The sequence below is a fragment of the Streptococcus sp. HPH0090 genome, from assembly GCF_000411475.1.
In the GTDB taxonomy this organism is placed as follows: Bacteria; Bacillota; Bacilli; order Lactobacillales; family Streptococcaceae; genus Streptococcus.
The window spans coordinates 23,867-43,351 of sequence record NZ_KE150467.1; the positions used below are offsets into that span (position 1 = coordinate 23,867).

At 41.7% G+C, this 19,485-nt stretch carries 11 protein-coding genes; all 11 read right to left on the reverse strand.

Going from position 1 to position 19,485, the window contains the following annotated elements:
- On the reverse strand, positions 1-3,234 hold a 3,234-nt coding region (locus HMPREF1481_RS10955), incomplete at its 3' end, for a CshA/CshB family fibrillar adhesin-related protein (RefSeq protein ID WP_016466564.1).
- A gap of 257 nt (positions 3,235-3,491) precedes the next feature.
- A complete protein-coding gene (gene rpoC, locus HMPREF1481_RS10330) occupies positions 3,492-7,139 on the reverse strand; it encodes a DNA-directed RNA polymerase subunit beta' (protein WP_016466565.1) in 3,648 nt (1,215 codons plus the stop codon).
- Between the two features lie 32 nt (positions 7,140-7,171).
- A complete protein-coding gene (gene rpoB / locus HMPREF1481_RS10335) occupies positions 7,172-10,774 on the reverse strand; it encodes a DNA-directed RNA polymerase subunit beta (protein ID WP_016466566.1) in 3,603 nt (1,200 codons plus the stop codon).
- 360 nt (positions 10,775-11,134) lie between these two features.
- Positions 11,135-13,147 carry a DUF2079 domain-containing protein gene (locus HMPREF1481_RS10340; protein WP_016466567.1) on the reverse strand — a complete coding sequence of 671 codons (2,013 nt, stop codon included), beginning with the start codon at positions 13,145-13,147 and terminating at the stop codon, positions 11,135-11,137.
- 101 nt (positions 13,148-13,248) lie between these two features.
- Positions 13,249-14,139, reverse strand: coding sequence for a VOC family protein (locus HMPREF1481_RS10345; protein ID WP_016466568.1), 891 nt, complete (start codon positions 14,137-14,139; stop codon positions 13,249-13,251).
- Between the two features lie 130 nt (positions 14,140-14,269).
- Entirely contained in the window at positions 14,270-15,772 is a 1,503-nt protein-coding gene (locus HMPREF1481_RS10350; RefSeq protein WP_016466569.1) for a zinc ABC transporter substrate-binding protein AdcA, read from the reverse strand.
- A 9-nt stretch (positions 15,773-15,781) separates the two neighbouring features.
- Positions 15,782-16,588, reverse strand: a complete 807-nt coding sequence (locus HMPREF1481_RS10355) for a metal ABC transporter permease (RefSeq protein ID WP_016466570.1) — start codon at positions 16,586-16,588, stop codon at positions 15,782-15,784.
- Entirely contained in the window at positions 16,581-17,285 is a 705-nt protein-coding gene (locus HMPREF1481_RS10360; protein ID WP_016466571.1) for a metal ABC transporter ATP-binding protein, read from the reverse strand. The genes HMPREF1481_RS10355 and HMPREF1481_RS10360 overlap by 8 nt, the downstream gene beginning before the upstream one ends.
- Positions 17,285-17,725 (reverse strand): zinc-dependent transcriptional regulator AdcR, encoded by a 441-nt coding sequence (adcR, locus tag HMPREF1481_RS10365; RefSeq protein ID WP_016466572.1) that lies wholly within the window; start codon positions 17,723-17,725, stop codon positions 17,285-17,287. Before adcR ends, HMPREF1481_RS10360 begins: the two co-directional genes overlap by 1 nt.
- A 247-nt stretch (positions 17,726-17,972) precedes the next feature.
- Entirely contained in the window at positions 17,973-19,241 is a 1,269-nt protein-coding gene (gene dltD / locus HMPREF1481_RS10370) for a D-alanyl-lipoteichoic acid biosynthesis protein DltD (RefSeq protein ID WP_016466573.1), read from the reverse strand.
- Entirely contained in the window at positions 19,234-19,473 is a 240-nt protein-coding gene (dltC, locus tag HMPREF1481_RS10375; protein ID WP_006153996.1) for a D-alanine--poly(phosphoribitol) ligase subunit DltC, read from the reverse strand. Before dltC ends, dltD begins: the two co-directional genes overlap by 8 nt.
- Between the last annotated feature and the right edge of the window lie 12 nt (positions 19,474-19,485).

A 19,485-nucleotide genomic window follows, 5' to 3' on the forward strand; every position in this document is an offset into this window, starting at 1 on the left:
TCCATCTGCTGCAACCGTAAATTTACCAACGCCTTCTACTGTCTTAGTTGTTGAACCATCGTCAAATGTTGCTGGAACATCTTCGTTGATTGGAATAGTCTTTTCAACACCATTAACTTCAACTGTACCACCCTTGAATTCAGGTTTACCTGTTTGTGTTGCACCTTGGATGTCTTTTGTTTCTGCTGGTGTTGCGGTTGGTGTTACTCCTACTACAGTTGGAGTGTACTTAGCCGTAGCAGTCTTAACGTACTCCTCTTGAACCTTACCATCTTTGTTTCGACCAACTGGTGCTGACAATGTAACTTCAATGCCTTTAGCTGTTCCTACAAAGCTTGGTTCTGGAGTGAAGGTTACTTCACCTGTTGAAGGATTGATCGTGTATGTTCCTTCTCCAGCCACTGTTACAGATGTCGCATCAGTCGTGCGACCTGTAGCTGGATCTACTAATTTAGCAGGATATTCTGCGCTTGGAGTGACCGCAATCTTGTCACCATTTAAGTTAGTAGCAGTTGTGTTAAAGGTTGGTGTTCCTGTTTGAGTCGCTCCTTGCACATCAGTCGATGTCTTGTCAACCTCTTCGATTTCAATCGGAGTGACTGTTGGAACGTATTGACCATCCATAGTATTCAACTGACCATTAATGTTTGCTTCTTTGTCTGGGAATTTTGATGACCAACCCGTATCGTAGCCATTGCTATCTACACGACGGATAGAGATACCATCTGCAGTTCCTAGGAAGTTATCTTCTGGGATAAACTCAACGTCTACGTCTTTACCATTGGCAGTAATCTTGTATTTCCCTTGACCTGGAACGACATAGTAACCATCTGCATCAAGAGTCGCACGGTTCCCATCTTTGTCAACGATGTATGGTGCTACTGTTTCGTCGATAACTGCCTGAGAGTTGCGTTGATACTTGTGTTCACCACGAGCTGTAAAGGTTACTGTTGCTGTTTGTTTAGTAGCTTGAGGACCAGAAGTTTCCTTAAATTCCCCTTTTGGTGGGTGGGTGATTTGAGTCTTGAAGTCTTCTACTTCCCCTGAAAAGGCCATACCAGTTGGACTTTCGATCTCGTTCGCTTTCTTGGCAATACGGACACGAGCACCTAGTTCGTTAACGCTAGGGTCGATATAAGTCTTGCTGTTTGCAAAGGTCAACTCGACTGTGCCATCTTGTGTGATTGTAGCGAGATTTGAGCGTTCATCCTCATCGAATTTACCATTTTGGTTAAAGTCTACCCAACCATAGATATGTGCTTCTGAAGCTCCATCCAAATGGGCTTGAACTGACATCTTGTAGTTCCCTGGGCGTGTACGGTCCATCTTGATCATCTCATTGGTTGTCCCTTTGAGGTTATCCGGAAGCAATTGGTTAATTCCTTCATCGGCTGTCGTTGAGTTATCATCACCGAACCAGTCGAGAGTTGTATTTTCATCCATATCTGGGCTTACGCTACCAAGATACGGTTGATTTACTTTAGCTCCAGTAACACCGTCTACGGTTGCAATGGTATGAACTGCCTTACCATATGACTCAGGAGCATCCCCTTCATCAAGTGGGAAGAAACCAAGCATGGCTGATTGTTTCCCGCCTGAAGCAATGTAAAGACCAATCTCAGAAGCCCCCCTAGTCATAACAAGAGGAACATCCACATCAGCAGCAGAAATATTTGGTCCGAAGATCCCTGTTCCGAGACCTCCAGTTGTTAAATCGGCACTTCCAAAGTACTTCCAAGCAACTGCTTTTTTATCTGGCCCAACTTGATTTGCTCTTCGAAGTTGGTCAAGGTTGACCCTCTTGAAATTCATGCCATTTATTTTAGTGGAAGGGTTCGAACCAAATAAATTGTCTGTGTCTTGAGGAATATAAGTTACATTATTTCCTCTGACCCATTTTTTCCATTCCCCTATATGTTGCCATCCTTGTCCGTTTGTGGTGAACATAACCAATTCACCGATGCTAGCAGATTCCCCATCCGCCATAACAATGGCAGGTTTGACCGCTTTCCCGCGGAAGGTCGCAGAAATTTCAAACTGGACTCCAATGTTCCCACCATTTAATTCTGAACTAATGGTAGTTTTCTTTGTCCCAGTATCAATACCTTCGAATTTAATTTCAGTCCAATTGTTTTGAGCCTCGGCAATAACCTTTGCTTCGTGACCAGCGTTCAATTCTGCAAGCGCTTTTTGATCAGTAGTCCCACTCACATAACCATTTCTGGCATTTGGATCATAGGTAGCCTTTTCAGCTGCCGTCGCTCCTCGGTCTTCTAAGCGCTTTTTGTAGATTTCTGTTGCTTGGAAGGGTTTCAAAGATTTAACTTTGACGGTTACCACGTAACCCGGCATAATTTCCTTAGTATAGGTAGCACCAACTTGAAGGGCAAGATCCCCATTCGACGTTGTTGTAGTGCCCGTCCAGTTGGCTGTATCCCCAAAGTCCAACCAAGTAATCTGTCTAGTCATAGATTTGGCATCAAGATTTGTTGTATATCCTGGTTTTTCAACTTTTGGAGTTGAAGTTGCGTCTACAACGTCTGCCCCAACTCCAGTAGCTGTTGCAGCATCTGCACGGAAGGCAGTATTCTTATCAATCTCTTTACCATTACGAGGGTCGTTTTTCCCTGTATTTGCGATTGCATTAGTACCTTCAGCTGGCTTTGTGTTTTCTGCAGGTTTACCTGTAGTGATCTCTGTCTTTTCAGTAGCTGCTACTTTTTCTTCGGCTACAGCTTTTTCTTTGTTTTTAAGTTTAGAATTAACAATTGTTACAAGTGATTGGTAAGCTGCGTCCAATTCAGCTTGGCTTGTAGCAGAAGTAAGTGCATTTTTAGCATTAGCAAGACCTACCTTAAGAACTTCAACACTCTCGTCTGTCTTGTTGCTGTATTTCCCATTTGCCACGTTTGCTTCAATTTCAGCAACGTAAGCTGCCAATTTTTCGCTATTTAGCTCAGGTTTTACTTCAGTAGAAACTGCAGGTGCTGCTTCTGCTTGATAAGTTACTTCTTTAGCAGGTGCTGCTTCTGTAGTTTGAGGAGTTTCTGCCTTGTCAACTTCTGTTTTAGCTGCAACTCCATCAGCTTGTTTTTCTTCAGTTACTTCATCAGCTCCGACACCCGTGGCAGTTCCGAGCATTACCAACGTTCCGAGCAAGACCGAACAAACTCCTACATGAAGCTTACGGATCGAGAATCGACTAATTCGGTCGTTAAACAGATCATTTTTCATGATTTACCTCCATTACCCTTTCGGGAGTGTATATATTGTTATATTTTATGCATTGTTTTTTCCAAAATCCTAAACATGCAACGCTCCTATTTTAGCACTATTGTACCTAAAAACCAAGCATTATGCTCATTGTTTTGAAAGTTGAAACTAATATACATTTATTCCATTTTTTTACTATTATTTCAAGAAAATATGCATTACATTTTCATTACCTATACACACCAAAAGAGGGAAGACCCTCTTTTGGATAAATAGGTTTATTCACTTGTTTCAACAGTCTCGACTTGGGCATCTACTTGCTCTTCTTGTGAATCTGCAAGGAGGGATTCTTCGTTGACTGCTTGTGGTTCAAGGTTACGGTAGCGAGCCATACCAGTACCAGCTGGGATGATCTTACCGATGATAACATTTTCCTTGAGACCAAGGAGATGGTCTTTCTTACCACGGATAGCCGCATCTGTAAGGACACGAGTTGTTTCCTGGAAGGAAGCAGCTGACAAGAAACTATTTGTTTCAAGTGAGGCTTTGGTAATTCCCATAAGGACTGGACGACCAGTCGCTGGCACACCACCTGCGATAAGAACATCTTTGTTGGAATCTGTAAAGTCGTTGATGTCCATGAGAGTACCCATGAGAAGGTCTGTATCTCCTGGATCCATGACACGAACTTTGCGAATCATTTGACGAACCATTACCTCGATGTGTTTGTCTCCGATTTCTACCCCTTGACTACGGTAAACTTTTTGTACTTCGCCGAGGAGGTAGGTTTCAACTGACAAGACATCACGTACAGCAAGGAGACGTTTTGGTTGGATAGAACCTTCTGTAAGAGCTGCACCACGAGAGATTTGATCGCCAACCTCTACACGCATACGGGCTGTAAATGGTACCACGTATTCGCCTTCTCCAGTTTCGCCTTTAACGAAGACTTTCTTAGTACGAGTTGAAGCATCTTCTTCGATTGCTGTAACTTCCCCTTTGACTTCTGTGATAACTGCTTCCCCTTTAGGATTGCGGGCTTCAAAGATTTCTTGGACACGAGGAAGACCCTGAGTGATATCGGTATTTGAGGCAACCCCACCCGTGTGGAAGGTACGCATTGTAAGCTGTGTACCAGGTTCCCCGATAGATTGGGCAGCGATTGTACCAACTGCTTCACCAACTTCAACCGCATCACCAGTCGCCAAGTTGATACCATAACAATGACGGCAGACACCATGACGAGTATTACATGTAAATACTGAGCGGATAGTCACTTCTTCAACACCAGCATTGACGATTTCACGAGCCTTGTCTTCTGTGATCAATTCATTTGGACCGATGATAACCGCACCCGTTTCTGGGTGTTTAACAGTTTTCTTAGTGTAACGACCATTGAGACGTTCTTCAAGAGACTCAATCATCTCTTTACCTTCAGTAATAGAACGGATCAAGAGACCACGGTCAGTTCCACAGTCATCCTCACGAATGATAACGTCTTGGGCAACGTCAACCAAACGACGAGTCAAGTAACCTGAGTCGGCTGTCTTAAGGGCCGTATCGGTCATACCTTTACGGGCACCGTGAGTTGAGAAGAACATTTCGAGTACTGACAAACCTTCGCGGAAGTTTGAAAGGATTGGCAATTCCATGATACGTCCGTTCGGAGCAGCCATCAGACCACGCATACCGGCAAGCTGTGAGAAGTTTGAGATGTTACCACGGGCTCCAGAGTCCATCATCATAACGATAGGGTTCTTAGGATCTTGGTTGGCAACCAAACGTTTCTCGAGTTTTTCACGGGCAGCACGCCATTCAGCTGTAACAGCATTGTAGCGTTCGTCATCTGTGATCATACCACGACGGAATTGTTTTGTGATTTGTTCTACACGTTTGTGTGATTCTTCGATGATTTCAGCCTTGTCTTCAACGACTGGAATATCAGCAATACCTACTGTCAAACCTGCAAGAGTTGAATGGTGGTAACCGAGGTTCTTCATACGGTCAAGTAGGGCAGATGTTTCTGTCGTACGGAAACGTTTGAAGATTTCAGCGATGATATTTCCAAGGTTTTTCTTCTTGAATGGTGGGTTGAGTTCAAGTCCTTCAATAGCTTCCTTGATATTTCCACCTAATGGCAAGAAGTACTTAGCCGGAACACCTTCTGTCAAGTTAGCATTTGTTGGCTCTTGCAAGTAAGGTAGTCCTTCTGGCATGATATCGTTGAAGAGGATTTTACCTACAGTTGTAAGCAAGATTTTGTGTTTTTGCTCTTCTGTCCATGGTTTGTTAAGGCTATCTGTTGCGATACCAACACGTGAGTGAAGGTGAACATAACCATTACGGTAAGCCATGACAGCTTCATCACGGTCCTTGAAGACCATACCTTCGCCTTCACGACCAGCTTCTTCCATAGTCAAGTAGTAGTTACCCAAAACCATGTCCTGAGATGGAGTAACAACTGGTTTACCATCTTTAGGGTTCAAGATATGCTCAGCAGCAAGCATCAAGATACGAGCTTCTGCTTGGGCTTCTTCTGAAAGTGGTACGTGGATGGCCATTTGGTCACCGTCAAAGTCGGCATTGTAGGCTTCACAGACAAGCGGGTGCAAGCGAAGGGCTTTACCGTCAATTAAGACAGGTTCAAAGGCTTGGATACCCAAACGGTGAAGAGTAGGTGCGCGGTTAAGAAGTACTGGGTGTTCTTTGATAACTTCTTCGAGGATATCCCAGATACGTTCATCTCCACGTTCTACCAAGCGTTTAGCCGCTTTAACGTTTTGCACGATATCGCGAGCTACGATTTCACGCATGACAAATGGTTTAAAGAGCTCGATTGCCATTTCACGTGGCACACCACATTGGTACATCTTAAGAGTTGGACCAACGGCAATAACAGAACGTCCTGAGAAGTCAACACGTTTACCGAGCAAGTTTTGACGGAAACGTCCTTGTTTCCCTTTGAGCATGTGGCTCAATGATTTAAGTGGACGGCTACCTGGCCCTGTGATCGGACGACCACGACGGCCATTGTCAATCAAAGCGTCAACCGCTTCTTGAAGCATACGCTTCTCATTTTGAACGATGATACCTGGCGCGTTCAACTCAAGCAAACGAGCCAAACGATTGTTACGGTTGATAACACGACGGTAAAGGTCGTTCAAGTCAGATGAGGCAAAACGGCCACCATCCAACTGCAACATTGGACGAAGATCTGGTGGAATAACTGGAAGGATGTTGAGAATCATCCATTCAGGCTTGTTTCCAGACTTGTGGAAAGCATCCAAAACATCCAAACGACGGATAGCTTTCACACGTTTTTGTCCAGTAGCTGTTTTCAACTCTTCTTTGAGTTCAGCAATTTCCTTTTCAAGATCTACTTGTTTCAAGAGGTCTTGGATAGCTTCGGCACCCATTTTGGCAACGAATGAACCATGACCAAACTCACGCAAGCGTTCACGGTATTCACGCTCTGTCATGATAGACTTGTGCTCAAGTGGTGTATCTTTTGGATCAATCACCACGTAAGCAGCAAAGTAGATAACTTCCTCGAGGGCACGAGGACTCATGTCAAGGGTCAAGCCCATACGGCTTGGAATCCCCTTGAAATACCAGATATGAGATACAGGAGCTTTCAACTCGATGTGTCCCATACGTTCACGACGAACTTTTGTACGCGTTACTTCAACACCACAACGGTCACAAACAATCCCTCTGTAACGAATGCGTTTGTATTTACCACAAGCACATTCCCAGTCTTTTGTAGGACCAAAGATTACTTCATCAAAGAGTCCTTCACGTTCTGGTTTCAACGTACGGTAATTGATTGTTTCAGGTTTTTTGACTTCTCCATAAGACCATGAACGGACTTTACTTGGAGAAGCTAGTGTGATTTGCATACTTTTAAAACGATTTACATCAACCACTATTTCTTCCCTTTCTATTATAAGTGAACTGCTTATTCTTGTTCAGCAGCTTCTTCTGTTGCTTCCGCTTTTGCATTTTCTTCAGCTTCAAAGGCTGCTTTAGCCTCTTGAGCTGCTCTTTCGCGGGCTTTTTCAAGGTCATCTACGTGGATGACATCTTCGTCCATTCCTTCATCAAGGTCACGAAGTTCCACTTCTTGATCATCTTCGTCAAGGACACGCATGTCAAGACCAAGAGATTGCAATTCTTTTACAAGAACCCGGAATGATTCTGGAACACCTGGTTTTGGAATTGGTTTTCCTTTTGTAATAGCTTCATAAGCTTTCAAACGTCCGTTAATATCGTCAGACTTGTAAGTCAAGATTTCTTGAAGGACATTTGATGCACCATAGGCTTCAAGTGCCCAAACCTCCATCTCACCGAAACGTTGTCCACCAAACTGAGCTTTACCTCCAAGCGGTTGTTGTGTAACGGTTGAGTATGGTCCGACTGAACGAGCGTGTAATTTATCATCAACCATGTGGTGAAGTTTGATCATATACATGACACCAACTGACACACGGTTATCAAATGGTTCTCCAGTACGTCCATCGTAAAGGATTGTCTTAGCATCGCTATCCATACCTGCTTCTTTAACAGTGTCCCAAAGGTCTTCAGAACTTGCTCCGTCAAAGACTGGTGTTGCGATGTGAATACCAAGAGTACGAGCTGCCATACCAAGGTGAAGTTCCATAACCTGACCGATATTCATACGTGATGGTACCCCAAGAGGGTTCAACATGATATCAACTGGAGTTCCATCTGGAAGATAAGGCATATCTTCTACAGGAACGATACGAGAAACAACCCCTTTGTTTCCGTGACGTCCGGCCATCTTATCTCCGACCTTGATCTTACGTTTTTGAGCGATGTAGACGCGAACTAGCATGTTGACACCAGATTGCAATTCATCACCATTTGCACGTGTAAAGATTTTAACATCACGGACGACACCATCGGCACCGTGTGGTACACGAAGAGAAGTGTCACGAACTTCACGAGATTTGTCTCCGAAGATAGCGTGCAAGAGGCGTTCTTCAGCAGAAAGATCTTTTTCACCCTTAGGTGTTACTTTACCTACAAGGATATCCCCTTCTTTAACCTCAGCACCAATACGGATGATACCCATTTCGTCAAGGTCTTTAAGAGCATCTTCACCAACGTTTGGAATTTCACGAGTAATTTCTTCAGGCCCGAGCTTTGTGTCACGTGTTTCTGATTCGTATTCTTCGAGGTGGACAGATGTGTAGACATCATCTTTCACCAAGCGTTCACTCATGATAACAGCATCCTCGAAGTTGTAACCTTCCCATGTCATGTAGGCAACGATTGGGTTTTGTCCAAGCGCCATCTCACCTTTTTCCATAGAAGGTCCATCAGCGATAAAGTCACCTTTTTCAACGATATCGCCAACTTTTACAAGAGTACGTTGGTTGTAAGCAGTACCTGAGTTTGAACGACGGAATTTTTGGATGTGGTAAACATCAAGGGAACCGTCTTCACGACGAACTTCTACCTTATCTGCATCTGCATAGGTAACTTTACCATCGTATTGAGCGATAACAGCTGCTCCAGAGTCATGGGCTGCTTGATATTCCATACCAGTACCAACGAATGGTGCTTTAGGGTCAATCAGTGGCACAGCCTGACGTTGCATGTTGGCACCCATGAGGGCACGGTTGGAGTCATCGTTTTCCAAGAAAGGAATACATGCTGTCGCAACGGCAACTACCTGTTTAGGAGAAACGTCCATGTAATCAACACTTGATGCTGGATATTCTTGGTTAACCCCTTGGTGACGTCCCATGACAACTTTTTCTGCAAAAGTGCCATCAGCGTTCAATTTAGAGTTAGCCTGAGCAACTGTGTACTCATCTTCTTCATCGGCAGTCAACCAAACGATTTCGTTGGTAACTTTACCAGTCGCACGGTCAACTTTACGATATGGTGTTTGAATGAAACCATACTTGTTGAGGTGTCCGTATGAAGACAAGTTGTTGATCAAACCAATGTTTGGTCCTTCAGGTGTTTCGATTGGACACATACGACCATAGTGAGTGTAGTGCACGTCACGCACTTCATATCCAGCGCGGTCACGTGTCAAACCACCAGGTCCTAAGGCAGACAAACGACGTTTGTGTGACAACTCAGAAAGTGGGTTGTGTTGGTCCATGAACTGTGACAATTGTGAAGAACCAAAGAATTCTTTGATTGCCGCAGTTACTGGACGGATGTTAATGATTTGTTGAGGTGTTAACACTTCGTTATCTTGAACAGACATACGTTCACGAACATTACGTTCCATACGTGAAAGTCCAAGACGTACTTGGTTAGCAAGCAATTCACCAACGGCACGGATACGACGATTCCCGAGGTGGTCAATATCATCGACACGACCGATACCTTCAGCTAAGTTGAGGAAGTAGCTCATTTCAGCAAGGATGTCTGCTGGAGTGATTGTGCGAACTTTATCATCTGGATTTGCATTACCGATGATTGTTACAACACGATCTGGATCAGTTGGTGCTACAACCTTGAATTTTTGGAGTACGACTGGTTCTGTCAATACCGCTGAGTCATTTGGAGTGTAGACAATCTTGTTCAAGTCACCATCCAAGTGGCCTTCGATACTTTCGATGACATCGCGAGTCATGACAGTACCTTTTTCAACCAAGATTTCACCAGTTTCTGGGTCTACCAATGGTTCAGCGATTGTTTGGTTCAACAAACGGTTCTTGATATTGAGTTTCTTGTTAATCTTGTAACGTCCAACGGCTGCCAAGTCATAACGACGTGGATCAAAGAAACGAGCTACAAGCAAGGTACGTGAACTCTCAGCAGTTTTTGGTTCACCTGGACGAAGACGCTCATAAATCTCTTTCAAAGCCTCATCTGTACGAGAGTCCATTGGGTTTTTATGGATATCTTTTTCAACAGTGTTGCGAACCAATTCGCTGTCACCAAAGATATCAAAGATCTCATCATCACCTGAGAAACCAAGTGCACGAACCAAGGTCGTAAATGGAATTTTACGAGTACGGTCGATACGAGTGTAGGCGATGTCTTTTGAGTCACTTTCAAGTTCCAACCAAGCTCCACGGTTAGGGATAACAGTTGAACCGTAGCCCACTTTACCGTTTTTGTCTACCTTGTCATTAAAGTAAACACCTGGAGAACGCACCAACTGTGATACGATAATACGTTCACCACCGTTGATGATAAAAGTACCCATCTCAGTCATGATTGGGAAATCACCAAAGAAAACTTCTTGAGTTTTGATTTCACCAGTTTCTTTGTTAATCAAGCGGAAAGTTACAAAGATTGGTGCTGAGTAACTTGCATCATGGATACGAGCTTCTTCAAGCGTGTATTTTGGTTCTTTGATTTCGTAGCCAACAAACTCTAATTCCATAGTGTCAGTAAAGTTTGAAATTGGCAATACATCTTCAAACACTTCCTTTAGACCATGGTCTAGGAAATCTTTGAATGAATCAGTTTGAATTTCAATCAAATTTGGTAAGTCAAGAACTTCTTTAATTCTTGAAAAACTACGACGGGTACGATGTTTCCCGTATTGAACGTCATGTCCTGCCAAGATGATTCTCCTTTGTAAATAAAGTTCCAAGCTTAGTCGCCTAAGCTAATAATTATCAGATGGTTCTAAAACCCCTATCAACTTATCCTCTTTGGGTAATTTTCAGAATCTTTAAATCTCTGTTACAGATACGAAAAATCCCGAAAAAAAAGCACAAAAAGAGCAGTTAAATCCGACTTTTTTCAGGAGATTTAACTGCTGTGAGCCTTGTCCGGACAATATTTCAGACAAAACCTACGACAAATGATTACTCATATTATACCCGATTTTCTCTAATTTTTCAAGTCCTTTGACGGCTTTTTCTTGCTTTGGTATAGTTGTAGTTTGTTTTCTGAAAGGGTAGTTTTCAGGAGAGATGGATTATTGCGGTTTTTCCAAGATGAAAATTTCATTTGAAGAATACTTACTTTCCTTGTAACCTAAGCTTTCATACTGTTTAATCAGCTCAACATAGAGTTCACTTGTATCCTTACTTTTTCTCGGAATAACTACAAAATCAATAGACGAATCCACTTTCTGACCGTTATGATAGAAAATATCATATAATTTTTGGTGTTTTTTCAGAACTGATGTGTATGGATGTTCAGCAACTACTGAAGATTCAGCCGGCAGATTTTCTAATGTAGATTGTATATCATCAAAATTTTGTTTATTCTGATGATAATAGCCAATATTAAAGCTCCATTTATGCGTCAATTGGTGTAAGAGGATGCCAGACACAACAATACCTATCGCTACAGTAAGAACTACAAATTTTTCTTGCAGAATCTTGCGAAGATAAAGCTCTTCTAGAGAGAGTATGGCCATTAGGAAAAGCAGAGCTGCACTTCCATAACTATACTGAAAACCAATATCATATTGATAAGGCCAGTTGGGCAATAAATTAATAACAACAAGTGGCAAAGCTAATAGATAATTTTCCCAACTACGTTGAACAAGAGGTAGGAAACAAAGCGGAGCAAGCATTAGGAACAAATAGCCTAATCTTTTAGCGGTAAAGATTGTACTTACCACATACTCTGGATGAGTCAATAGATTTTTCAAGACCATGAGCAACCCACTCTCACCATTCTGTAGATAAGTGTCGAAGCGAGAAACCATACCTCCCTCGCCGTAAACACTTAAGAGATACATAGCAAAAACGAAATACACAAGAGGTAAGATAATATCTGCCAAAAGAATCCGTACTTTTGTTGTTTTCGATAAGGTGAACCGTTTTTGCAAGAGGAAGTAGCTACCAATACTAATCACATAGATAAAGGCATCTTCTTTGACTAACAAGAGTAGCAAAGTCGAACCTATAATTCCCAATTTTCGTTCAGAAACAATGAAATAGAATAACCAGAATATTAAAGCTGTTAAGAAACAATTCTCGTGGAGATGAGTCCCGCCTGCAGTTGTTATGACAGGGAATAAAACAAACCATGCTACTATCAAGATATTCGTTAGCTGAGATAGTTTGAGTTTGGTCAGTAGAAGTTTCAGAGGAATAATGGCAGAAAAAGCAACTAATACCTGTAAGATGTCTAGCGTTTCTACATATGGAAATATTTTATAAACGGGAAGCATTACATAAAAGATTGGTGACACGTGCACCGCAAAATGGGACAGCACTCTATCTCTCTCCAATGTAGTAATCGGAGTCCAGTCTGTATTCATGCGCTCAAACATTTGAGAAAAAATACCAATGTCAAAGGTGCTCACTTCAATTGTCTTAACTTTATAGTAGACAACGACACAGAGATAGAAAACATAAACAATGCTGAGAGACAAGACTGCCCACCATACTATTTTTTTATGTTTCTCTAAATAATCCTTTACTGGTAACTGTACAAAAAGCAAAATCAGTACAGCAGAAACGATCACCGCTAAAATGACTGGCCAAATTAATGTATAAAATCTAGTAGTCGTTAAATCAACGGCATGAAAACCTAGCGCAGCATCATTAAAATTTGAATCCACTAAGGTTAGTAGACGAGGAATTGCACCTACTACCGTAAACAAATATAAGAAAGATAAGGTCTCGCCTTTGAACTTAAAAAATATAAATAGGACCAAAGCTAAAAGGAGCAAACCTAGTGCCAGGAAAAATGACATACTTTTATAAACAGCAATCAATAAAACTAGACAGGAAATAAAGATATTGATCCTACGAATATTGAGGGATGACTTTATTTCCAGCACTCCAATGGATACACTTGCTAGAACAAACAGCATGATTTTGTTAAGAGCAGGTCCCGAATTTAGAGATAGAAAAATATCTTGTGGTGCATAATGCAACAGATTAACTAACACAACCATTAAGTATGCGCTAAGACCATATGACAAGAATTGCTTTCGTTTTTCAAAAATATTCCCCAATACTTTTTCCACAGTAAAAACTCCTCCTAATAATAAAACAATTGTATCATATTCCCGCCATCCCTTCTATCCTTTTTTATCTCTACCTTTTCATTCTCAAAAAAAAGAACAATTCAATCTACTTTTAAAGTAAATTGAACTGTCCTGTCCTTATGTCCCACTCTGACTCGAGTCACAATGCCATCACTATCAGTTATCCTAAACTCTGTAGAAGAAAGCCACTGTATTATCGCTTGATTACTTTGTGACTGAGCAAATACCTTTAACAACTCCTCTTTATCCTCAACTTCAACGACATAGTAGGCAAGACCTGCCATTCCTTGCTCACGAATAGCTAATTTTTTACCACCCCATTCGTTAACAGCTAGATGATGATGGTAATCCCCTGATGCAATCCAACTAGCGTGTGGAATCGTGAATTTGTCCTCAAGACCGAGAGAGCCTTGGTAAAAGGCAGACGCTTCTCGACTGTTTTTAACGGATAGATGAACATGCCCCATTCGAGTACCACTTGCAATCACAAAGGGATCTAGTTCTTGTCCCAGTTCATAGATATCTTGGGCAGATAGTTCTTCTGTCACACCAATAATACGGCCATCCTCACGAATATCCCAGACTGTCACAGGTTTATCTCTGTAGAGCTCAATCCCGTTACCCTCTAAGTCTTCCAAATAGATAGCCTCACTATAACCATGGTCCGCTCCACCCACTAGCGGTATCTTTAAATCGAGCAAGTGTTTAAAAACGTTGGCCAAATCTTCTCGAGTCGGTAAAAGCAAGGCCATATGGTAAAGACCGTAGCTCTGCTTAGGATTCCCTGTATTTTCTGTTTGGATAAGCTTCACCAGCGGTTTTCCTCCAGCACCTAGAAGAATTTCTTTTTCCGATTGATTCAAAATCTCCAAACCAAGTAATTGGTGATAAAAAGCAGTCTGATCTGCTAAATCTCTAACATTTAAAGCAACCTCTGCCAAATGAATGGGACTATTATATTCGTAAACCACAGAAAAACTCCTTTGTTGTAACTTTTATTGTTACAACTATTATACTCCCTTCTCAACAAATGTCAATCCAGATGCTTAGAGATGATAAATGCAAGAAAAATCCTCCCCATGTAGGAAGGATTGTTTCGATTTAATGAGCCAACATTTCTTGGGCGATTTCTTGACCAGATAAATTCTCTGGATAGTAGGTTGGCCAATTGTCCATCTCCTCAAAGAGGGCTTCTTGGCTAGTTCCTCCAAAGAAAATATGGAAGTGCCCAGTCTTAACTGGTGCGATATTGTGGTCGCTGAATTGAACATACTTAAATTGTCCAGCGTCCGCATCTGTTGCTTCAAAGAGATAACGGACTCCACGATTCCCTTTCTTGTAAGTCAAGATTTTCTTGCCGACATACTTGTAAGTATATTTCTTACTTTGGTCTCCTTGGATGAATTCCATCGTATTATCTATAATGTTAATCTTGCTTACATCTGTTTGGTAACCTTTTTGATAGTAGGCCTTGTATTCATCCTTGGTCATCTTACCAGTCAATTTAGCCTTGTAATCAAAGACTTGGTCAAGAGTACCATTTTCAAGGAAAGGATAAACAGACTGCCAGTTGCCAGCATAATCACTCAAGGTACGATCCTTGACATCGGCATCCTCAAAGTAACCATTTTGAACGGTTTTAGTTTCCTCTGCTTTTTCTGGTTCAATTTCTGCTCCTGCCTGGTCAGTTGTTTGCTTGAGGGCCTTGAGATTTTTCTCCATGACAGAGATATAGTTCTCTCCCGCCTTCATATCCTCTTCGGTCAAGCTTTCAAGAGGATTCAGAACGTCTAACTTAACTCCTGTTTCTTTTGAAAGAGTATTGGCTAGAGCTTGAGAGGCATTTTCTTCAAAGTAAATATAAGAAATCTTGTTTTTCTTGATGTACTCGGTCAATTCTGCCAAACGGCTTGCTGAAGGCTCCGCATCTGGTGAAAGACCTGAGATAGAGACTTGATTGAGTCCGTAGTCCAAGGCTAGATAACGAAAGGCTGCGTGCTGAGTCACAAAACTCTTTTGTTTAGCACTAGAAAGACCTTCAGTATAGGATTTATCCAAGGCTTGTAGTTTTTCGATATAGGCCGCTGCGTTTTGTTCAAAAGTCGCCTTCTTATCTGGATAGTCAGCTGAAAGACTGTCACGGATGTGCTCTACAAGCTTGATTGCACGCGCAGGAGACAACCATACGTGAGGATCATACTCGTGATGATGACCTTCTTCGCCATGGTCATGGTCTTCCTCTTCTTCACTTCCTGGAAGAAGCAACATATCTCCAGTAGCCTTGATTGTTTTTACTTTTTTCGCATCTAGAGATTCTAAAAGCTTAGGAACCCAAGTTTCCATATTTTCATTCTCATAAACAAAGGCATCAGCATCTTGGATTTTAGCGACTGCCTTTGGTGATGGTTCATAATCATGTGGCTCTGTTCCAGCCCCTATTAAAAGTTCGACATTGGCTGTGTCCCCTGCTACTTGCTTGGTAAATTCGTAGACAGGATAGAAAGTTGTGACGATATTTAATTTCCCATCTGCTTGTTTTTGATTAGAACAAGCGACTAAGAACAAGGTCACAAGACTTGCCAAAAGTAGGCCTAGTTTTTTCATTTTCTTCTCCTATTTGATAAAACGTTTGAGTAAGCTGACTAACAAAAAGACAACTACAAAGATAATGGTAATACTTGCACTCGGTGGTGTCTCTGCATAGTAGGAGATATAAAGTCCCGCCACCATACCTAGAAAACCAATAACGCTGGCAAGAATCATCACCGAACTAAAGTTCTTCCCTAAACGCAAAGCGATACTAGCTGGTAGGACCATGATGGTCGATACCAAGAGTGCTCCTGCAGCTGGGATCATGAGGGCAATAGCCACACCCGTCACCATGTTAAAGAGGATAGACATAGTACGCACTGGAAGGCCATCTACAAAAGCTGTATCCTCGTCAAAGGTTAGGATATACATGGGTCTCAAAAAGAGGAAGGTCAGGATTAAAACAACCGCTGCAATGACAAAGAGCCCAATCACCTGCTCTTGACTAATAGTCACGATAGAACCAAAGAGGTATTGGTCCAAACTCATAGAGCTAGAACTCTTACCCTTGCTCATAACAATGAGTGAAACCGCAAGACCTGTTGACATGAGGATGGCTGTTCCAATCTCCATAAAGCTCTTGTAAACCGTGCGGAGATACTCAAGGAAGACCGCTGCAATCAAGACAATGACAATGGTTGAGATGGTCGGAGAAATCCCTAAAACCAAACCAAAGGCAACACCCGAAAGCGAGACGTGGCTGAGAGTATCACTCATAAGGCTCTGACGACGCAAGATGAGGAAGGTCCCAAGCACTGGTGAAAAGAGACTCATGGCAATAACAGCCAAAAAGGCCCGCTGCATAAAATCATAAGACAATAGATTAAGCATGCTCCACCTCCTGGTCATTTTCATGGACATTGAAACAACGCCATGGTGAATCTTGGTCTCGAACAAGGTGGATGTTACGGTCTGCGTAGTCCTTGACCTCTTCAGGATCATGAGTAATCATCAAAACAGCTTTGCCATGATGGTGGGCACTGTGATGCATGAGCTCATAAAATTCATTCTTGGTACCGGCATCCATCCCTGTTGTCGGCTCATCTAAGATAAAAATATCTGGATCTGAAGCAAACATACGTGCAATGACAGCTCTTTGCTTTTGCCCGCCAGAGAGAGAACCAATGCGTTTATCCCGATGTTCCCACATGCCAACTGAGTTTAAACTCACCTTGATGTGTTCCTCATCGTGGGCATTCAAACGACGGAACCAGCCCTTTCTTGGATAGCGGCCTGATTTGACAAATTCATAAACAGTACTTGGAAAACCTGCATTAAAACTGGCGATCTGCTGAGGAAGATAGGCAATTCTTAATTTTTTCCCATGAATATTTGTCTTTGAAATAGTAACCTTGCCAAATCTTGGTTGCAAAATACCCAGACTAGCCTTGATAAGAGTAGTTTTTGCCGCGCCATTCTCTCCCGTTAGGGTAACAAACTCCCCACTATCAACACTATAATTAATGTGTTCAAGCACAGGTTCCTTGTCATAATAGAAGGACAAATCTTCTACCGTGATGTATCTCATTACTTGATTTCTCCTACTAAAGCAGTTAAAAACCGCTGAATAATTTGTTGCTCGTTTGGTGTAAATTGAGTAGCAACCTGCTCATAGATCGAGAGGGTATGTTCATGATGGCGATGGTGTTCTTCTGCGATAGATCTAGCCAAATCTGTCAATTGATAAAAAATCACTCGAGCATCTTTGGGATCCTTAGAGGTTTCAAGCATACCCTCTTTAATCAAGGATTTGATAGCCTTAGTGACAGCAGCTTGACTGACATTGAGACGTCGAGCTAACTCAGAATTGGTTAATGATTCTTCTGATAATAGCATTAGGATATGCTCCTGGGTATTTGTTAAAGCCACATCACTCGTGCAATGACCAATCAAAATTTCATGCTGGTTTTCAGCTTTTAGGATAATCTCATTTAAAAATTGATCAATATCCTTCGCCAATTGTCTCATGATTTGCTCCTTTCTCAGAACAGAATTACTTTAAAATACAAGATTTTTACTTCGTTTCTTTACCAGTTAAGTATATCACATCCCAGTTAAAAGTCAAGAAAAAAGATGAAAACATCTGATATGTTTTCATTCCCTCTACAGACTTTTACTTCCTTCATTCAAAAGGAAACTTCACTACTACACTAACCTTTACCCAAATTTCATTGATTACAAAAAGCCCAAACCAAGGTTCAGGCTCTGTTGCTATTTATTGAAAATCTTTAATATTCCCATCGTAATTTGCCCAATCCTGACTGAAGAATCGATCATTCATTTGATAATTAGGAGCTGTTGTTGGATTACTCAAAAAAGGATTTACAACCTTATCAAACGCCAACCAGCCTAACCAACCGATATGAATAGTATCCTTGACAAAGTATGGTTCATCACCGTTTTTTGAAAAATCAGCAATATTGGTGAAACCTTGACTCTCCAATTGGTAACGAATTTTTTCGACAGAGTGTTGATACATTTCTTCACTCAAGCCTGTATAGTCCATCCATTTTCTATTGACAGGTTGAAACACGAAGAGCACATTGACCTTAGACTTAGCAAATTGATCAAGCACTAACTGCAAATCATTGTACTCCCTTGACTGGAGAAAGTTGTAATTTTTTTGATACCCTTCCCACTTTTTTAAATCTTTCTTTAGTTGAGTATTGTAAAAGTGGTTATCCATCCCCAAATCATTATTGGTCGTATTTTCTTCTGCATCCTTACGTGCAATATTTTCCAACTCTTCATAAGAAAATTGATCCGGGAGGCTACTTAAATATTTTTCAATATGTTCTTTATACTTCAATCGACCCCGAATCGAGAATCGACCAAAGAGAGCAGCTTGTCTTTCATTGAACTCAGACGAGAGATTAACCATCGTTTGATCAAAGTCTGACAATTGTTCATCCTTAGCTATCTTCTCAACAATCCCCTTCATCGGGACTCTTGGATTTTGCTTTAAGAGTCTATTAGCCGCATATTGAGAGGCAGCATCCCCAGATTGATTCTCTAAAAAGGCAGTCAACTGATCATTGTTAAAATAGGTTTGAAAAGTAACTGGATCTTGATCTTCCTTTGTAAACCACTGTGGAGAGATTACAAACACTGCTTGTTTATTTTCAAGTTCAGACGTAATCTGTTGCATCCCAAAGTACTGGCTAAGAGAAGCTGCTCCTGCCTGCCCCATAAAATAAGGACGGTAGGAGCGATTATACTTTTCAGCTAACACTCCTGGATGCATGCTGTCAAAACGAATCCATTCACTCGACCCAAAGAAAGGGATAAAACGCATGTCAGGGTCTGTAAGAGCTCTCACTTTTTGACTTCTCTCCTTGAAGCTCTCTGCACTTATAGAGGCCGCAGAGTATTTTTCCTCCATAAGATTGTGACTTTTGCTACTTGGATAGAAAAAGATGAGTAGTAGAACCAATACACCCGCTACAAGGAGTGGTCCAAAAATCAACCACAGGCGTTTAAGCATTCTTTAACTCCGTAATTCCGGCTACGATTTTATTGGCTGTATTCCAGTCATCACGACCAAATTCTGTAACTGGGACACGAATATCAAAGCGATTCTCAATTTCTACAATCAATTCAACTGTTCCCATGCTGTCCAAGACACCTGCATCAAAAAGATCTTCATCCATCATGCCAGAAACATCTTCCATAAATAGTTCATCAATAATTTCAATAACTTCTGATTTGATATCCATTTTTTAATTCCT